Here is a 16,277-nt window from a genome sequence, read left to right as displayed (position 1 = left end):
TATGCCATAGAAGCAGAACTCAGGAAAAAGACCGATAGTACAGCAGAACACCGCCGCGAATACCGACAACAGCACAGCCAACCGGTGATGCAACAACTGTATGAATGGCTCAACCAACATTATCTGACGGTGCCATCGAGTTCTCCAACCGCCAAGGCCATCAATTACAGTCTGAAGCGTTGGCCAGCCTTAAGCCGCTATCTGGATGATGGCAATCTACCCATTGACAATAACTGGGCAGAGAACTCAATGCGCCCCTGGGCCTTGGGACGAAAGAACTGGCTGTTTGCTGGCTCGCTGCGCAGTGGTCAACGAGCGGCCAATATCATGACTTTAATCCAGTCAGCAAAGCTGAATGGGCTGGATCCGTATGCCTATTTAAGTGATGTGCTGAAAAGGCTGCCGACGCATAAAGCGACCCAAATAGAAGAATTACTGCCACATCGCTGGAAATCCAACTCAAATTAAAAAATAGGCATGGGGTTCAGCGGACGCTTACGATCAAACTTTTAAAGCGCGGAATGAGGCGATCACAGCCCATTTAAAAGAGCACCAATATAAATTCGTAGTATTGTCGGGTTACTTCAATCACTATTTTGATGAAAAACTGCGTACAGCAACCACCCAGCACACTGAGCAGGCGTATATGCAAGGCTTGAGAAATGCGATACAACAGATCGAGGCATCCGGGGCACAACCCGTCATATTGATGGATACACCCGATTTGCAGGAACTGCGCGCCAGTTGTCCTGTACGTGCAACGGCATTACATTTGAAGAATGTCTGCCAAGGTTCTTATCTGCAATTTCAGCAACAAAGTGAAAAATTTCTGCAGATGGTGCAGCAGCTCAGTCAAAGGTATCCAGATTTAGTCGTGATTGATCCTGCACGAGCCATGTGTGATCAGCAGGTCTGTCAGCTATCACTTAATGGGGTGCCACTTTATCGTGATCAAGACGATGACCATCTTAACTATCAAGGGTCTACCGAACTTGGTCGTGAATATTTAAAACGCTTTGGCAATCCATTACGGTTTTAAGGTTACGCATAAAAAAGGAGCTTTGATTAAAGCTCCTTTTTTACATCGGTTAAACTCAGGCCCGTAATTTTGCCAGGAAACGGCTTAAACGGTTAATGGCTTCGCGCAATTCATTCTCTGCGGGTAAGAACACCACACGGAAATGATCGGGGCTTGGCCAGTTAAAACCCGTGCCTTGTACTAACAATACTTTCTCCGCACGTAACAGATCGAGCATCAGTTGTTCATCGTCTTCAATATGATAAACATTTGGGTCAAGACGAGGGAAACAGTACATTGCACCTTCTGGTTTGACACAAGACACCCCTGGAATCTCGTTCAGCATTTCCCAGGCAATATTGCGCTGTTCATACAAACGGCCGCCTGGACGGGTCAGATCATTAATCGATTGATAACCACCCAGTGCGGTTTGAATCGCATATTGAGCCTGGTGGTTGGCACACAAGCGCATTGAAGCCAGCATATCCAGACCTTCAATATAATCTTGTGCACGGGATTTATCACCGGTAATTGCCATCCAGCCGGAACGGAAACCCGCAATACGATAAGCTTTGGACAGACCATTAAAGGAAATACACAACTGATCGCCTGCTAAAGAGGCGACAGAGACATGCTCGATGCCATCATAGACAATTTTGTCGTAAATTTCGTCAGCAAACAGGATCAGGTCATATTTCTTCGCCAAAGCCACAATCTGTTCCAGAATGTGACGTGGATACACAGCACCTGTTGGATTGTTCGGATTAATGATGACAATCCCGCGTGTGTTTGGCGTGATTTTGCTTTCCATATCTGCGATGTCTGGATACCAGAAATTTTCTTCATCACATTTATAGTGGATCGCAGTACCACCAGATAGGTTTACTGCAGCTGTCCATAACGGATAATCCGGCATTGGCACTAGCATTTCATCGCCATCATCAAGCAGACCTTGCATGGCAATCATGATGAGTTCAGATACACCATTACCGATATAGACATCTTTAACGGTCAGGCCAAACACGCCTTTTTGCTGGTAGTACTGGCAGATGGCCTTACGTGCGGGGAAAATCCCTTTGGAATCGGTATAACCCACTGCGTTTGGCAGGTTCATTGCAACGTCATTGATAATTTCTTGTGGAGCTTCGAAGCCAAATGGAGCAGGGTTGCCAATATTGAGCTTAATAATTTTATGCCCTTGTTCTTCCATTTCATTGGCCGCTCGTAACACTGGTCCACGAATGTCATAGCAAACATGCTCAAGCTTAGACGATTTTTTAATTTCGCGTGGTGTCGTGTTACCTAAAACGGACATAATCTCATCCAATTATATGTATGTTAAGAAAAAATAGATTCACTGAAAATGCACAATCTATGGTGAAATTTCGCTAGAAATTTATCAATCTCTAGCGTAAATATGGACGTACAGAAGCATGACACCGAATGCTATCGATTTAAAGGAGTTAGTCATGGGAAAACTCAATAAAACAGACCGAGAATGGCAAAGAGAGTTATCACCAGAAGAGTTTCGCATTACGCGTCAAAAGGGAACGGAGCCTGCTTTTACCGGGAAATACTGGAACAGCAAACAGCATGGAATCTATGTGTGCCGCTGTTGTGGGGCGGAATTATTTTCTTCAGACACCAAGTATGATAGCGGTAGTGGCTGGCCAAGTTTTTATCGTCCACTCAACTCCGCCGCGATTGAAGAGCATCAGGACAGTTCCTATGGCATGAACAGAACCGAAATCGTCTGTCATCATTGTGACGCACATTTGGGGCATGTATTCCCGGATGGTCCTGAACCGACAGGACTGCGTTATTGCGTAAATTCAGCCTCTTTAGAATTAAAAACACAAGAAAAAACCGATGAGGAAAATTATCCATGACCAATATATATCAGTTTGAAGCTGAACGTTTAAATGGGGATACCCAGTCTTTTGCCGACTATCGTGGCAAAGTTTTATTGATCGTGAATACCGCAAGTAAATGTGGTTTTACGCCGCAATTTGCTGGATTGGAAAAACTTTATCAGCAGTATCATGCACAAGGACTGGAAGTTCTGGGATTTCCCTGTAACCAGTTCGGGGGGCAAGATCCCGGAACCAACCAGCAGATTGGTGAATACTGCCAAAAAAATTATGGGGTGAGCTTTCCGATGTTTGCCAAGATCGATGTGAAAGGGCCGGAAGCGCATGTCCTGTTCCGCTTCCTGACTCGGGAGGCCAAGGGACTGTTAGGCAGCCAGAGTATTAAGTGGAATTTTACCAAGTTTTTGGTCGGTAAAAATGGTGAGGTATTAAACCGTTATGCGCCGACCACCAAGCCCGAGGCTTTGGCCGAAGATATTGAAAAGGCGTTGGCACAAGCCTAAGCATAAAAAGGGCGATCATTTGATCGCCCTCAATTTGCCTGATGACTGCCTTTTATAAAATCGCTTTTAAGCGTTGGATCACCTGCTCGCACTGGGCAAGATCTGCGACCAAAGCCATACGTACATGGTTTTCGCCCGGATTACCCTGTTCAGTATCCCGCGATAAATAACGCCCCGGAAGTACCTTGATGTGGGCTTTTTCCATCAGCATTTTGGCAAAGACTTCATCATTGTCCACTTTCAGCCAATAATAGAAACCTGCATCCGGTTTTTGTAGCGGCAATAAATGACCGAGTTCAGATTGGAACAAATCGAATTTCGCGCGGTACTGTTGACGGTTTTCTTCCACATGCGCTTCATCATTCCATGCAGAAATCGAAGCCAGCTGATGTTGTACCGGCATCGCTGCACCGTGATAAGTGCGGTATTGCAGATAAGGTTTTAATAATGCTGCATCACCGGCGACAAAACCGGAACGCATGCCCGGCAAGTTGGAGCGTTTTGAAAGCGAGTGGAACACGATACAGTTTTTATAGTCATCGCGCCCCAATTCTGCACACACTTCCAGTAAACCGGTCGGGGCTTCATCAAACCACAATTCTGAATAGCATTCATCCGAAGCAATGACGAAACCGTATTGATCTGACAGCGCAATCAGTTTTTTAAATTGTTCTTTCGATAACACCGCACCGGTTGGATTACCGGGTGTACAGACAAAGAGCAATGCTGTTTTTTCCCAGACTGCAGCTGGTACGGCATCAAAATCGCCAAGATAATGATTTTCTTCCGTACAGTTAATGAAATATGGCTGTGCACCTGCGAGCAGTGCTGCACCTTCATAAATCTGGTAGAACGGATTCGGCATCACCACATAAGGGGCATCTTCGCGTTTGATCAGGGCCTGTACAAAAGAGAAAATCCCTTCACGGGTTCCAGAAACGGGCAAGACGTGCTGTTCAGCACTGATGCTATTCAGTTTGAAACGACGGGTCAGCCAGTCGGCAATGCTCTGGCGTAATTCTGGCAAGCCTTTACTGTTGGGATATGTCGATAAATGCTGGAAGTTGTCAATAATCGCCTGTTTCACAAACTCTGGTGCAGGATGTTTCGGCTCACCAATCGATAACGGAATCAAAGGCAAGGCCGCAGGGGTAACATCTTGAAAGAGTTTGTTTAACTTTTCAAAAGGATAAGGATGCAATAATGACAAACTAGAGTTCATGGAATCAATACCGAACAGTTGAACTTAATGTGGGATTACCACTTGGCTGGTTGCTTCATCAAGCGCCGCTTTTAATTGTGCAGCGAATTGACGGGTTTCCGCATCATCCAGCGGGGTGCCATCTTTTTTCGTGACAAAGAAGATATCTTCTGCGCGCTCACCCAGAGTTGCAATTCTAGCAGAATGGATATCCAAACCCTGCATCATAAACAATCCACCGACGCGTGCCAGCAAACCTGGCTGGTCAAGTGTTGAAATTTCCACCATATTCTGTTGTAAAGCAGGGTTGAGGGTAATATCAACGGTGGTTTCCACATCAAAATGACGCAATTGACGCGGGATACGGCGTTGCATTAGTCCTGGATATTTCTCTGATTCGCTCAAGGCGCTGACCAGTGCATGAATCACCGTGTCTTCACGTTCAGGATCGGTAAGCAAGGTACCAAAACGGTCTAGCACCACGTAGGTATCCAGACTGAAGGCTTTAGTTGCCGTGATAATCCGTGCATCCTGTACATCGAGATCCATGCGGTCGAGCACGGCGACTGTGGTGGCAAACAGGTTGGGCTTATCTTGGGTATAAATAAAGATCTGAACCGCGTCCTGCGCCGATTTACGGTGCGCACGCATCAAGACCAGTGGTGCTGGATTGTTGCCATGCTGCAGGATGGCACGGGTGTGCCAGGCAATTTCATCCGCCGATTCTTTCAGGAAGTATTCATCACCCAGTTCATGCCAGACTTTTTCGACTTCATTGAGTGAAAACTCCTCAACCAGCAATTCACTGGCCGCGAATTTGGTGTCTTCAATCAGCATTTGATAGTTTACTGGACGACCTAAACCGGTGCGGATGACATCACGGGCATGGGTATACAGTTGACGCATCAGTGAAGCGCGCCAGCTGTTCCAGAGTTTGGGATTTGTCGCATTGATATCTGCCACCGTCAGGGTATACAGATAATCCAGATGTTCCATATCCCCGAGTTTTTCGGCAAAAGCCTGCACCACATCCGGATCGGAAATATCTTTTTTCTGCGCGGTTAATGACATTAACAGGTGATTCTGGATCAGCCAGGCAACCAGTTGACACTCGCGTTCACTAAAGCCGTGTGCACGGCAGAATTCAATCGCATCGACCGCGCCGAGTTCACTGTGGTCACCACCACGGCCTTTGGCAATATCATGGAATAGCGCAGCAAGAAAGACGATGTCAGGGCGTGCCAAGCGCTGGAAAACTGAACTTACGACTGGAAAGTCTTTGGCAAATTCCGGTGCCTTGAAACGGCTGAGATTGCGCAGTAACAATAAAGTATGGGCATCAACCGTGTAGATATGAAACAGGTCGTACTGCATCAGACCAACAATCTGGCCAAATGCCGGAATGTAATTGCCCAGTACGCCATAACGTTTCATTGCCACCAGCGTGTCATATAGGCGCTGGGGAGATCGGATGATGGCCATGAATAGAGCCTGATGTTCCGGATTGTTGCGGAAGCTCAGGTCAATCCGCTTGGCCGCCAAAGTGACCAGACGCAGGGTACGTGCACGGATGCCTTCGATATCCGGCCGGTTAGCCAACAAATAGAACAATTCCAGAATAGCACTTGGGTTTTCTGCAAATACTTTATGATGTTGTACCGCCAATTTCCCGTCCACCAGCTTGAAGTTCTGGTTGATCTCTTCAATTTGACGTTCATAGTTGGGCAGACGTGGGGTAATGACCGATTCGTTAAAATAGGCCAATAGCATTTCATTCAGGGTTGAAACCTGTTGCGCAGTACGGTAATAGCGCTTCATGAACTGTTCAATTGGATAATTCGGATGTTGATCATCCTGACGGACATAACCAAATTTCGCAGCAATTTCACGCTGATAATCAAATAACAGGCGGTTTTCATCCCGCTTGGTTAAACGGTGCAGATGATGACGGATTTCCCACAAGAAACTTTCCGCTTCTTCCAGTACGCCCAGCTCAAACTCCGAGATAAAGCCTAGATGCACCAAATCATAAATGCGGTTGACCCGGAAATGCCGTTTGGCAATCCAGCCAATCTGGTTAATGTCCCGCATGCCACCCGGTGCATTTTTAATGTCCGGCTCCAGATTACTCTCGGTATTGTTATGTTGCGCATAACGTTTGGCCTGTTCGGCCATTTTGGCATCGTAAAAGGTTTTATCGGTCCAGCTTTTCGACACAATTTTGCGTGGCCATTTCGCCAACAGACTGTTACCGGTAATCAGACGGGCTTCAATCAGCGCTGTGGCAACAGTCAGATCACTGGTTGCTGCATCGACACAGTCACGAATCGTGCGGACACTGATCCCTGGTTTAAAATTGCCGACATCCCAGAGTGATGAGATAAAAGTGGAAATCAGCTGTTCCCGCTCGGGCGTGATTTCATCTTCTGACAAAATCATGATGTCGACATCCGAGTAAGGGAGCATTTCCCGACGACCGTAACCACCCACCGCAAACAGGCCGAGATTGGTCTGATCCAGTCCGGCATGTTGCCACAAGAAAATCAGGGCTTCATCGATCAGGTTGGAACGGGTATTCACCACGTCCCGAATGGATTGCCCACTTTCAAAACCATCCTGAAGCTGCTTCTCGACATCAGTACGCCATTGGTTAATGGCGTGGATGTCATGGTTACTCTTGACGTAATTCAGCAGAGGTGATGTGTTGATCATAGAAAGTGAGTCCGTAAATATAAAATCCTATTGGCTTTGCAGCACGCTGACCTGATCGGCCGTTTGCTGTGCCAGCTCACGTGCTTGTTCGGTGGTCGCTGCACGTGCGGTCGCGACTCCCATACGGCGACGTTTAAAGCCTTCCGGCTTGCCAAACAGGCGTAAGTCGGTATCTGGATGAGCTAAAGCAAGATTTAGGCCAGTGTATTGCAGGTTTTGGTCATCCACACCCGCATAAATCACTGCGCTCGCCGCTACACTATGTCGAGCTGTATTGACTGGCAAGCCTAAAATTGCGCGGGCATGCAACTCAAATTCACTTTGATATTGCGAAGCCAACGTGACCAAACCTGTATCATGTGGACGCGGGGAGACTTCACTGAACCAGACCTGATCGCCTTTAACGAATAGTTCCACGCCAAAAATGCCACAGCCACCAAGTGCTTGTGTCACTTTCTCCGCAATGCGTTTGGCTTCCTGCAACGCGCTTGCTGTCATCGGTTGTGGCTGCCAGCTTTCAACATAGTCACCCGCGTCCTGACGGTGGCCGATCGGGTCACAGAATTGGGTTTCAATCACACTGGTATGCGGATTTTTGCTGCGTACGGTTAGCAGCGTAATTTCAAAATCAAAATCGATTTGTGATTCAACGATCACTTTACCCTGATTGACCCGGCCAGCCTGCATCGCATACTCCCAGGCGGCATCGACTTCAGCAAAACTTTTCACGCGTGATTGTCCTTTGCCTGAGGAAGACATGACCGGTTTCACAAAGTTTGGATAGCCAATATCGTCACAGGCTGCACGGAAACTTTCCAGAGAATCAGCAAAACGGTAGGCCGAAGTTGGCAGCCCCAGTTCTTCGGCGGCCAAACGACGGATACCTTCACGGTTCATGGTCAGATTGACGGCCTTGGCCGAAGGAATCACGGTAGCCAGTTGTTGCTGTTCAATCTCAAGCAACACTTCGGTGGCAATCGCCTCGATTTCCGGCACGATCAGATGGGGTTGTACATTCTGGATTAGCTGTTTGAGCTGTTGTGGATCGGCCATATTCAGCACATGAGAAAAATGTGCTACCTGCATGGCGGGTGCATGATCATAACGATCTGCTGCATGAACTTCGACACCTAGGCGCTGTAGGGAAATCACGACTTCTTTGCCCAGTTCACCTGATCCGAGCAGGAGAACTTTAAACGCAGAAGATTGAAGTGGAGTACCTAAAGTCACGCTCATGCGAATCATCCTGGTAAAAGTGGTGATTAAGCATAGCAGAACTCACGCGGCTGTTAAGCACTGATTCACAGAAAAACCAATTTTTTGTTGAATTGTGAGCAGAGTACTAAATCTTTAAATTCATTCAACTTTACGCTGAAAAAGGCACATAGGTATAGATCAAGCCATAGACTAAAGCGGCAGTGAGCGTCGCCGGGACAATCTTCTTAAATTTAAAATACAGCCCGCTTAACACGATAAACCCCAACAGCATCGCCAAACTTTTATTGGGTGTCTCAATCAGCGGCGGTAAGGTCGCGACCACCAGCATCGAACTGATGGCGGAAATGCCGATGCTTCCCAAGGCAATTTTAAGCCAAATCGCACCGCGTTGCTGTTGATGGTGCTGACGCTTCTGGATGACAAAAAATGGCCCGAAACGTGAAGCAAAATTGGCAATCCCGACCAGTAGGCCGACTAAAAGAATTTCGAGATTCATCCTGCATGATCCTCATCAGCAGCGTGGAATAAATAGTGTTTGCATAAACCTGCCGCAATCCCGGCCAAGATACCGATAAAAATTGCAGCGGAAAGATTGATCCAGTAACAGGCCAATCCTGACACGATTAACGCAACGCTTACAATCAAAGTATGTTTTTTTTCAAAGGCCGCCAGCAAGAAACTTAAGAATAACGCTGGTAGCAAGAAATCCATGGCTGCCTGCAAAAATTGTGGTAACTGACTGACCTGATCGGCAAATAGACCACCGAGTAGCGACCCCAGCGCCCAGGACATCCAGCTGAACAGACTCAAGCCGAGCATCCAGGATTCGGACCATTGTTGCCGACGCTGTGACAATTGAATCATGCCACTGGCAAAGACTTCATCGGTGAGACCCCAGGCCCAGATGGCGGTTTTTTTCAGGTTGAGCCGGTCTTGAATCTGGTGATACAACGCTGGCCCATAAAGTACATGACGGATATCTAGTGCGATGACGGTCAGTGCCGTAAGCCAGATAGACGTACCACTGCCCAATAAAGCCACCACCAGAAACTGACTGGCACCGGCATACATAGAGCAGGATAAAAATAGCGCTTCCCACGGTGTAAAGCCAAACTGGGTTGCAGATACTCCAAAGGCAAAAGATACAGGTAAGTAAGTAAAAATAATCGCTTGGCTATCTTTTGCACCTTGCCAGAAACCGGCAGGTGGGAGAGGAGAAGGATTGTGCTCGGACACGCTGCACCTTGCGGGAAAAATTGAACAACAGGTCAAAAGATTGAGTATTGTAGCTGAATTCACTAGCATAGTGCCGAAATGTTTGTGAGGACGATTGGGATGTGGGCAACAAAGCGAAGTTTTAACTGTGCCGTTGTCGTGCTGGCACTAGCAGGTGGTTTGCAGGCATGTGGGAACTCTGGTCAGGAACCGCGGGAAAAGACCGAGATCAAACCGGCGCCCAAATTGAGTAATGACGCGACAGCATATGCTCAACAGGCCTGGAAACTCATCAATCAAGTAGATCCTTATGTGTATCGTGCTCAGCGCAATCTGCTTGAAGAGAAAGTGCGTAAACCCGTCCGTCAACTCAGTACCGACTGGCGCATTAACGTCAAAATGACTGACTCGGTGACCGAAGGTAAATATGCCCTGTGTCGTAAGGCTCTGACCAGTTTGGATATTTGGGCTCGTGACATTCTGGAAAATCGTCATGATGTGGCACAGAAGAAAGCAGACTATGAACGGGATAAAGCCCAGTGTAAAAATGCCATCGATAATCCCGAATTAGGCAATACTGATCCGAAAAAGAAAGGTTAAGCACAAAAGCCCACGTTTATGTGGGCTTTTTAATCGCTCAAGATCACTTGGTATTGAGGTTTAAAAGGGTGAGGGAACAAAATGCAGAATAGCCGCAATCACCAATAAGGACAGTAAAGTACTTAACATGACCGGTGCCGCACTGCGTTCCGGAATGCCGTAAATTTGCCCATAAATACCAAAGGCACTGGCCATCGGCAGTGCCGCCAAAATGATTCCTGCATACAGCATTTTCGGCGTGGTGGCAGGCATCAGATACAGGGCGGTGCCAATCACCAGTGGCATCAGTAAAAGTTTAATACTGCACATGATCGTCACATCCTGACCAATCTGCTTCAGATCCAATCCGGCAAGATTGGCCCCAATCACCAGAATCGCCAATGGTGAAGCTGTTGCTGCGAGTGATTTCAGGGAAAAGGCGACGGCATCCGGCCACTGTATGGAGAGCATTGAGCCGATTAGCCCAAAAATAATCGATAAAATCACCGGATTTTTACTGATATTTTTCAGACTTGCATAGCATAGTTCATGTAGGGATTTATGCTGACTGAGACCACTTTCGGCCAAGACCAGCATCAGGGTGAGCATGATGATATTTTCAATCATCAAAGTCATAGCCAGATAAGGTACAGCTGCCTGGCCAATCAATAAGGTTAAAACTGCGGTGCCAATAAAGCCGGTATTGGACATTGAACCGCCAAATCCCATCACGGCGGCTTGGGTTTGCGGCAGTTGAATCCCTTTGCGGTAGAGCAGATAAGTGCCAAAAAATAACAGCAATGAGCCGATCAGGTAGGCAAAAAAATAGGGAGCCTGCCAGATTTCAGCAAATGGCCGGGTGGACAGGGCATGCAGTAAAAAAGCAGGCAGGGCGATTTTAATAATATATTGACTGATCGCCTGTATATGACTGCGTTCCAGCATTTTGAAAAACACACTGCCATATCCAGCCGCGAGAATAATCAAAATAGGAAGAATAACCGCAATAATTTGTTCCATGTGTCCATCGCTTTAGCGTCCTGCAAAGCTGATTATTTCATTCTTTTCGCTGCAGCGGGAGATAAATCAGGTATATCGTTATATTTAAAAAGTAAGGCTGCTGTAGCCTCGCGATGATTTTAGTGATGCTGTTAAAAAAAAATAAGCTCCGATCGGAGCTTATTTTTTATGCATTTAACTTAGACGTTAAAGCGGAAATGTAAAACGTCGCCGTCTTGTACTACGTAAGTTTTACCTTCAAGGCGCCATTTTCCAGCTTCTTTGGCACCATTTTCACCGTTGTACTGCACGAAGTCGTCATAGGCGATACATTCTGCACGGATAAAACCTTTTTCGAAATCCGTATGAATGACACCGGCTGCTTGTGGTGCTGTTGCCCCTACTTTCACGGTCCAGGCACGCACTTCTTGTACACCCGCGGTAAAGTAAGTCTGTAAGCCTAACAGTTTATAACCTGCACGGATCACCACGTTCAGGCCTGGCTCTTCCATACCCATTGCTTCTAAGAATTCTGCGCGTTCATCTTCTTCGAGTAGAGAGATTTCAGCTTCGATCTGGTTGCATAGTGGAACCACAATCGCATTTTCTTCTTCTGCTAGTTTTTTCACTGCATCCAAATGTGGATTGTTTTCAAAGCCATCTTCCGCCACGTTCGCAATATACATGGTCGGTTTTAAGGTTAATAAACCGTAACCACGCAACAATTTACGTTCATCATCTGATAAATCAGCGGCACGTGCAGGTTTACCTTCATCGAGTAAAGGCAGGATTCTTTCCAATACGGCTTTGGTCGCGATAGCTTCTTTATCACCACCTTTGGCTGTCTTGGTCAGGCGCGTAATCGACTTGTTTACGGTGTCCAAATCAGACAGGGCAAGTTCCGTATTGATGGTGGCAATGTCATCGAGTGGGTCAATTTTACCATTTACGTGAATTACGTTTTCATCTTCAAAACAACGAACCACATGGGCAATCGCATCTGTTTCACGAATGTTGGCCAAGAACTGGTTACCCAAGCCTTCACCTTTAGAAGCACCTGCGACCAGACCCGCAATATCCACGAATTCCATAGTCGTTGGCAGGATGCGTTGTGGTTTAACAATCGCTGCAAGTTTGTCCAGACGGGCATCCGGCACAGGGACAATCCCGGTATTTGGTTCAATGGTACAGAACGGGAAGTTTTCTGCCGCAATTGCAGCTTTGGTTAAGGCATTGAAAAGTGTAGATTTACCTACGTTTGGTAAGCCGACAATACCACAATTAAAACCCATGAAATGACTCACAACGTGTTATTTAAAAATTGCCGCCGATTTTACATGAAAGTCAGGATAAAGTCAGGTCAGAGCGGGAGGTTTATCTGAACCTGAAGAAAATCAACGGGTTTCGTTAATGGGATGAATTATCCATCGCTTTCTAGATGAATGAGTCGAGATATCAGAGCCAACATGGGATAAAAGTTAAAAATCAAGGGATCAAAACGAATCTAAATTGCATGATTTTTGAGTGAAAATCACATTGTATTTACCTAGGGGGATGACTACAGTATCGCTATCCGATCATCACGATCTTCTTGGCCTGACCGAATTCTCTGGAGCGATTATGCGTGTGTTGTACCAGTTTCCCTTGTCTCACTTTTGTGAGAAAGCTCGCTGGTTGCTCGATCATAAAGAGCTGGATTACGTGGCACAAAATCTGGTGCCCGGTTTGCATCGTGCCTTTGCTCAATTGAAAACTGGCCAGAACAAATTGCCCATTTTAAAAGATGGCGAACGTTATATCGCAGACTCGACTGAAATAGCCTTGTATCTGGATCAAACTTATCCGGAACATGCCTTGTTGCGTGCTGATCCGAAATTACGAGAACAGGGGCTGGCGATGAACCAATTGGCCAATGAATTGGGTTCACATGTGCGACGCTGGACTCTGGCGCATAGCTTGTCTGAAAGTGATGAACCCTTGGAAATTATTTTGGGGGAAAAAGGCTATTTGCGCCAGTTGGAAAAATTTTCCAAGCCTTTATTAAAAAGCTGGATTTCAAAAAGCTACCGTTTGGATGAGCCTAGTGTTGATCAGTCCAAACAGCGTATGGATGAATTGATCCAGCAACTCAATCAGGTTCTGATTGCCAACCATGGTCGCTATCTGGTTGGGGATCGCTTTGGACTGGCGGATATCGCGGTGTGTGCAATGTTGGCTCCAATTCTGGAACTTGCAGGAACACCGTGGGAAAAAGAGCAGGGCGAAAGCTGCTCATTACCAGCCCAAGCATTTAAAGAGCATTTGCTGAGTTTGCCTTTAGGTCAATATGTACAGCGTATTTACCAGACTGAACGCAATGCCCGTGTTGACTGGCGTGGGGTTTAAAACAACCTGTATCGCATTTTGATCCCGGTAAGCCGGGATTTTTTGTTGGTGCACTTCTTTTAAGATGAATATATTTCTAAATTTATTTGTAAAATAGATAAAAAATTTCATTTCATGCTTGGTTTTTTGGAATTTTAGGGAAATAATTCAGAGCAGATGCTGGTACTTTAGACAGTAGGGTGTAAGAGGGATCGAACCGTACAGTTAGGCTCTTTGGGAGAAGATGACTAGCTTAGGTCCACAAGATGGCGGTTCGGCTTCGTGAGCAAAGGATCCAGAAGTGAATTTGTAAATCTACGGGTGATCCATAACCGTAGGGCGTGAAGTAAACCGAGCGTTTTCCCTTGACCCGGAACATCCTTTTCCAAACTGCCTTCAGATCCATGCTTTAAAAAATAATAATCAATGGAGCTTCGACTCGAATGCAACTGGACCGTTTTGATAAACAGATTCTTGAAATTTTGTCCCATGAAGATGTCAATTTAAATGAGCTGTCAGAGCGTATTAATCTCTCGGTGAGCTCGGTGCATCGTCGCATCAAGAACCTGATTGATAGCCAAATGATGAGTCCTGCAAAACATCAGATTAATTTTGCCAAGCTGGGATTTAATTTACATATTTTGCTCCAAGTGTCCTTGAGCAAACATGACAGTGAAACTTTTGACAAGTTTCTGGCGGAAATTGAAGATATTCCTGAAGTAATCAATGCCTTTTTGGTCACCGGACAAAGTGCTGATTTTATTGTGGAACTGGTGGCAGAGAATATGGATAGCTATAGTGAAATCTTACTACGCCGTATCGGTAAACTGGATAACGTCGCAGCTTTGCATTCGAGCTTCGTGATTAAAAAATATGACGTGTTTAACTGCTATAAAATGCTACATAAACTTTAAACAATACCTATAAAAAACGCACTCAATTGAGTGCGTTTTTTACTGGAAAAGTGTGTGTGGGTTAGGCATCAAGTTGAGCCAAAACCTCATCAGAAAATTCAACGTTGGTATAGACGTTTTGTACGTCATCCAAATCTTCAAGCATATCAATCATTTTCATGATTTTTTTCGCTTGCTCGATATCCGTGATTTCAGCTTTAGTCGAAGGACTCATCACCACCTCAGCATTGTCAGATTTTAAACCTGCTGCAGCTAAGGCATCTTGTACTTCACCGAATGCCTCTGGGGTGGTGATGACCAGGATTCCATCTTCATCGACTTCGATGTCTTCAGCACCCGCTTCTAACGCAACATCCATGATTTGATCTTCTAAAGAAACATCTTCGAAGCTAATCTCACCACGTTTGGTAAACAAGAAAGAAACCGAACCGTTGGTACCCAAGTTACCATCAGTTTTAGAGAAGCAGTGACGAACATCAGGAACAGTACGGTTTAAGTTATCTGTCATTGTTTCAACAATAACCGCAACACCACCAACACCATAACCTTCATAAGTGACTTCTTTTAAGTCATCATTGTCTTCACCACCGACACCACGTGCAATCGCACGGTTCACAGTGTCACGTGTCATGTTGGCAGCCAATGCTTTTTCGACTACGGCACGTAAACGTGGGTTAGAGGCAACATCACCACCGCCTAGTCGTGCAGCTGTAACTAATTCACGGATGAATTTTGTGAATATTTTAGCGCGGCTCGCATCTTGTTTTGCTTTACGATGCTTTGTGTTCGCCCATTTGGAATGACCCGCCATGCGAAATATGCTCCTGTTAGATAGGCCTGACTGCCAGATCGAATTGCGCAGATTCTACCATAAGCACTTTTTTTGAAGAAAGTACTTCATTTTTAAAATATGCCAAGAAAATCGATTAATTTTGCGGTTCAGGGATCGTGATATCCAGACCCGTATGCTCTTTATATAAGCGTTTCATTTCTGCCAAATCATGATGGATTTCACTCGGATAGATTTTACCGAAAATTCCGCCCTGCTTGGTCTTGCTATTGGCATACATTAAAATGATTGGCACATTGGCGGCTTTGGCAATATGCCAGAACCCAGTGCGAATCGGTTTACGCGCTTCACCCTGTTTAGCACGGGTAGCTTCTGGAGCAATCACCAGACTAAATTTCTCATGCGTCTGAAACAGCTCAACCATTTGCCCTACGATATTCTGTTTGTTGTGACGATCCACGGGAATGCCGCCAATCGCATGTAATATTGGCTTCATTGGACCTTTAAACAGTTCTTTTTTAATCAGCGTGTGAATTTTAATGTCATACATTTGGAACAAGGCGAGGGAGAGTACGCCGTCCATCATTGAGGTATGTTCAAAGCCGACAATGACCTGTTTATCTTCCAAAATGTTGGGATCGACATCATATTGCCAGCCGGCAAGTTTAAAAGCCGCAGCGCCGATAAATTTTTTCATAGGTAACATAAATCAAGACATAGAAAAAATGAGCGAGTAATTTCTGCTTGTTCACCGCTTCTGTCAAGCCTCTTGATGCATAGAGGATAGAGATTCAAACTAATCTTCCTCAGTGTTCCAAACACAACCTATAGAAGCTGTGAATACTCAGCATTGAGTGTTTTTTTATATAGAAAGTAAAAAAGCGTAGTGGATA

The 16,277-nt window shown here is 45.8% G+C and carries 16 protein-coding genes and 1 pseudogene; 7 read left to right on the top strand and 10 right to left on the bottom strand.

All coding sequences use genetic code 11. From position 1 onward, the window contains the following. The coding region (locus tag PAE54_RS01925) for an IS66 family transposase (protein ID WP_326518212.1) at positions 1-468 on the top strand (468 nt) is incomplete at its 5' end. Positions 469-520: 52 nt separating this feature from the next. Continuing rightward, positions 521-1,039: pseudogene (locus tag PAE54_RS01920) on the top strand (SGNH hydrolase domain-containing protein); the annotation flags it as partial. Positions 1,040-1,094: 55 nt separating this feature from the next. On the opposite strand, the gene PAE54_RS01915 reads toward PAE54_RS01920, so the two are convergent. Continuing rightward, positions 1,095-2,333, bottom strand: a complete 1,239-nt coding sequence (locus PAE54_RS01915) for a pyridoxal phosphate-dependent aminotransferase (RefSeq protein ID WP_273778921.1) — start codon at positions 2,331-2,333, stop codon at positions 1,095-1,097. A 154-nt stretch (positions 2,334-2,487) separates the two neighbouring features. Here PAE54_RS01915 and msrB point away from each other — a divergent pair, with 154 nt between their 5' ends. Together msrB and PAE54_RS01905 are read left to right on the top strand one after the other, a co-directional pair. Then, complete coding sequence (gene msrB, locus PAE54_RS01910; protein WP_326518211.1) at positions 2,488-2,907, top strand: peptide-methionine (R)-S-oxide reductase MsrB; 420 nt, start codon at positions 2,488-2,490, stop codon at positions 2,905-2,907. Continuing rightward, complete coding sequence (locus PAE54_RS01905) at positions 2,904-3,392, top strand: glutathione peroxidase (protein ID WP_326518210.1); 489 nt, start codon at positions 2,904-2,906, stop codon at positions 3,390-3,392. Before msrB ends, PAE54_RS01905 begins: the two co-directional genes overlap by 4 nt. 52 nt (positions 3,393-3,444) lie before the next feature. Here PAE54_RS01905 and dapC read toward each other — a convergent pair whose 3' ends face one another. The 5 genes from dapC to PAE54_RS01880 all read right to left on the bottom strand — a co-directional run bounded on the left by dapC (position 3,445) and on the right by PAE54_RS01880 (position 9,759). After that, positions 3,445-4,614 carry a succinyldiaminopimelate transaminase gene (gene dapC / locus PAE54_RS01900; protein ID WP_326518209.1) on the bottom strand — a complete coding sequence of 390 codons (1,170 nt, stop codon included), beginning with the start codon at positions 4,612-4,614 and terminating at the stop codon, positions 3,445-3,447. Positions 4,615-4,638: 24 nt separating this feature from the next. Next, the gene (glnD, locus tag PAE54_RS01895; RefSeq protein ID WP_326518208.1) at positions 4,639-7,305 is read right to left on the bottom strand and encodes a [protein-PII] uridylyltransferase; all 2,667 of its coding nucleotides are present in this window, start codon (positions 7,303-7,305) and stop codon (positions 4,639-4,641) included. A gap of 27 nt (positions 7,306-7,332) precedes the next feature. Next, on the bottom strand, positions 7,333-8,550 hold the full coding sequence (purT, locus tag PAE54_RS01890) for a formate-dependent phosphoribosylglycinamide formyltransferase (RefSeq protein ID WP_326518207.1): 1,218 nt from the start codon (positions 8,548-8,550) through the stop codon (positions 7,333-7,335). A 121-nt stretch (positions 8,551-8,671) separates the two neighbouring features. Then, complete coding sequence (gene ygaH, locus PAE54_RS01885) at positions 8,672-9,019, bottom strand: L-valine transporter subunit YgaH (protein ID WP_326518206.1); 348 nt, start codon at positions 9,017-9,019, stop codon at positions 8,672-8,674. Continuing rightward, complete coding sequence (locus PAE54_RS01880) at positions 9,016-9,759, bottom strand: AzlC family ABC transporter permease (protein WP_326518205.1); 744 nt, start codon at positions 9,757-9,759, stop codon at positions 9,016-9,018. Before PAE54_RS01880 ends, ygaH begins: the two co-directional genes overlap by 4 nt. A gap of 99 nt (positions 9,760-9,858) precedes the next feature. Between PAE54_RS01880 and PAE54_RS01875 the strand changes: the two genes are divergently transcribed. Beyond that, on the top strand, positions 9,859-10,338 hold the full coding sequence (locus tag PAE54_RS01875) for a hypothetical protein (protein WP_326518204.1): 480 nt from the start codon (positions 9,859-9,861) through the stop codon (positions 10,336-10,338). A gap of 60 nt (positions 10,339-10,398) precedes the next feature. Here the strand turns inward: PAE54_RS01875 and PAE54_RS01870 are convergent, their stop codons facing one another. Both PAE54_RS01870 and ychF read right to left on the bottom strand, forming a co-directional pair. Further along, positions 10,399-11,337, bottom strand: coding sequence for an AEC family transporter (locus tag PAE54_RS01870; RefSeq protein ID WP_326518203.1), 939 nt, complete (start codon positions 11,335-11,337; stop codon positions 10,399-10,401). Positions 11,338-11,516: 179 nt separating this feature from the next. Then, positions 11,517-12,608 carry a redox-regulated ATPase YchF gene (gene ychF / locus PAE54_RS01865; protein WP_326518202.1) on the bottom strand — a complete coding sequence of 364 codons (1,092 nt, stop codon included), beginning with the start codon at positions 12,606-12,608 and terminating at the stop codon, positions 11,517-11,519. Between the two features lie 328 nt (positions 12,609-12,936). Between ychF and PAE54_RS01860 the strand changes: the two genes are divergently transcribed. After that, the gene (locus PAE54_RS01860; protein WP_273779429.1) at positions 12,937-13,701 is read left to right on the top strand and encodes a glutathione S-transferase family protein; all 765 of its coding nucleotides are present in this window, start codon (positions 12,937-12,939) and stop codon (positions 13,699-13,701) included. Positions 13,702-14,123: 422 nt separating this feature from the next. Next, positions 14,124-14,594: an Lrp/AsnC family transcriptional regulator gene (locus PAE54_RS01855; RefSeq protein WP_273778935.1), complete on the top strand. Its 471-nt coding sequence runs from the start codon at positions 14,124-14,126 to the stop codon at positions 14,592-14,594. A 61-nt stretch (positions 14,595-14,655) separates the two neighbouring features. On the opposite strand, the gene PAE54_RS01850 is transcribed toward PAE54_RS01855, so the two are convergent. Together PAE54_RS01850 and PAE54_RS01845 are read right to left on the bottom strand one after the other, a co-directional pair. After that, on the bottom strand, positions 14,656-15,405 hold the full coding sequence (locus tag PAE54_RS01850) for a YebC/PmpR family DNA-binding transcriptional regulator (RefSeq protein ID WP_273778936.1): 750 nt from the start codon (positions 15,403-15,405) through the stop codon (positions 14,656-14,658). Between the two features lie 115 nt (positions 15,406-15,520). Then, entirely contained in the window at positions 15,521-16,081 is a 561-nt protein-coding gene (locus tag PAE54_RS01845; RefSeq protein ID WP_326518201.1) for a 1-acyl-sn-glycerol-3-phosphate acyltransferase, read from the bottom strand. Positions 16,082-16,277: the final 196 nt, after the last annotated feature.

Source organism: Acinetobacter minutum, from assembly GCF_035916735.1.
Lineage (GTDB): Bacteria > Pseudomonadota > Gammaproteobacteria > Pseudomonadales > Moraxellaceae > Acinetobacter.
Note: the sequence above shows the minus strand (reverse complement) of the source record. Positions and strands in the feature narration are given on the sequence as shown.

Bases quoted from the DNA above. Each gene is read 5' to 3' on its own strand.
- ygaH (WP_326518206.1), bottom strand. From the start codon at position 9,019: ATGAATCTCGAAATTCTTTTAGTCGGCCTACTGGTCGGGATTGCCAAT.
- PAE54_RS01875 (WP_326518204.1), top strand. From the start codon at position 9,859: ATGTGGGCAACAAAGCGAAGTTTTAACTGTGCCGTTGTCGTGCTGGCA.
- PAE54_RS01870 (WP_326518203.1), bottom strand. From the start codon at position 11,337: ATGGAACAAATTATTGCGGTTATTCTTCCTATTTTGATTATTCTCGCG.
- purT (WP_326518207.1), bottom strand. From the start codon at position 8,550: ATGATTCGCATGAGCGTGACTTTAGGTACTCCACTTCAATCTTCTGCG.
- msrB (WP_326518211.1), top strand. From the start codon at position 2,488: ATGGGAAAACTCAATAAAACAGACCGAGAATGGCAAAGAGAGTTATCA.
- PAE54_RS01850 (WP_273778936.1), bottom strand. From the start codon at position 15,405: ATGGCGGGTCATTCCAAATGGGCGAACACAAAGCATCGTAAAGCAAAA.
- PAE54_RS01845 (WP_326518201.1), bottom strand. From the start codon at position 16,081: ATGAAAAAATTTATCGGCGCTGCGGCTTTTAAACTTGCCGGCTGGCAA.
- PAE54_RS01860 (WP_273779429.1), top strand. From the start codon at position 12,937: ATGCGTGTGTTGTACCAGTTTCCCTTGTCTCACTTTTGTGAGAAAGCT.
- glnD (WP_326518208.1), bottom strand. From the start codon at position 7,305: ATGATCAACACATCACCTCTGCTGAATTACGTCAAGAGTAACCATGAC.
- PAE54_RS01905 (WP_326518210.1), top strand. From the start codon at position 2,904: ATGACCAATATATATCAGTTTGAAGCTGAACGTTTAAATGGGGATACC.
- ychF (WP_326518202.1), bottom strand. From the start codon at position 12,608: ATGGGTTTTAATTGTGGTATTGTCGGCTTACCAAACGTAGGTAAATCT.
- dapC (WP_326518209.1), bottom strand. From the start codon at position 4,614: ATGAACTCTAGTTTGTCATTATTGCATCCTTATCCTTTTGAAAAGTTA.
- PAE54_RS01915 (WP_273778921.1), bottom strand. From the start codon at position 2,333: ATGTCCGTTTTAGGTAACACGACACCACGCGAAATTAAAAAATCGTCT.
- PAE54_RS01855 (WP_273778935.1), top strand. From the start codon at position 14,124: ATGCAACTGGACCGTTTTGATAAACAGATTCTTGAAATTTTGTCCCAT.